The 1,183-nt window shown below is 49.7% G+C and carries 1 protein-coding gene; it reads left to right on the forward strand.

Features of this window, described 5'->3' with window-relative positions; genetic code table 11:
• On the forward strand, positions 1-1,030 hold a 1,030-nt coding region (locus AC3DOM_RS17500), incomplete at its 5' end, for a DHH family phosphoesterase (RefSeq protein ID WP_487920323.1).
• Positions 1,031-1,183 lie beyond the last annotated feature (153 nt).

The raw sequence follows: 1,183 nt of genomic DNA on the forward strand, positions 1-1,183 counted from the left end.
AATTATCGAGATGAATAACCCAATTAACCAAACCCACTTGGATAAATTGCGCTCAACCGCAGGAAAAGGCCCTGTACTCATCCTGACGCACGATAACCCAGACCCGGATTCGCTGGCTTCTGGCAAAGCGTTAGCAACTCTGTTTCGAGAAGCCTGGGATATTCCCAGCCAACTTGTTTATAGCGGTCTGGTTGCCCGTGCAGAAAACCAGGCCGTTCTTAAACGCCTGACCCCTGAATGGGAACACAGCGACATATTGCCTGATCTGAGGGGCTATACCGCAGTAGCACAGGTAGATACGCAACCGGGCGCCGGGAACAACCGCCTCAACACAGTCCACCCGAAACACATTGTGATCGATCACCACTACCCGGTTCGGGAGATGATCGATACGGTGTCATATGCCGATATTCGTACGGAGATGGGCTCGACGGTTACGATGTTATTCCAATACATGGAAGCCTCTGGAATTCAACCCGATCCGATCCTGGCAACAGCGATGTTCTATGGACTTAAGACTGACACACGTAGCCTGTCACGGGGCGCATCACCTGCTGATGAAGTAGCCTTTTTAGAATTGCTCCACTACCTGGATCAGCAGGAATTAGCCAAGGTTGAACTGGCCAGCTTGAGCCGTGGATATTTCCATGCCTTAAGCCGAGGGTTACATGCGACTCGCTTGTTCGGAAAGGTGATCGTAGCGCGCCTCGGATTGATGGAGCAGCCAGACTTTGCCGCTGAAATGGCAGACATCCTCATCCGCTTGCAGAACACCCATGCCGCGCTTTGTCTGGGGCAACACGAAGACACCCTGCATCTCTCGCTTCGTACCGAACCGATGGGACAAAATGCTGGCAATATCATTCAACAAGTCATTGTCCCGCCCGGAAAAGCAGGCGGACACGGAACAATGGCCGGTGGACAGATTCCCTTACAAGGGAAGGATATGGAAACTTTGCTTGCAGAGATCGAAGGCCATTTTTTAATTGTTATGGGTGAAACGGATAGTGGTGTGGAGTTGATTGTCTAATCCTTAAAAAAGAAATCCCCCCCTTTAGAAGGAACTCACACCGTTCTATACGGTGTAACCTGGTAATTGAAAGTTCGAGTTTTCTTTTACTAAAAACAGGTAACACTGTCATTCCTTGACGCCCCTCAGGATACAATTAGAATTTAGAAAAGG

It is taken from the genome of Candidatus Desulfolinea nitratireducens, assembly GCF_982879505.1.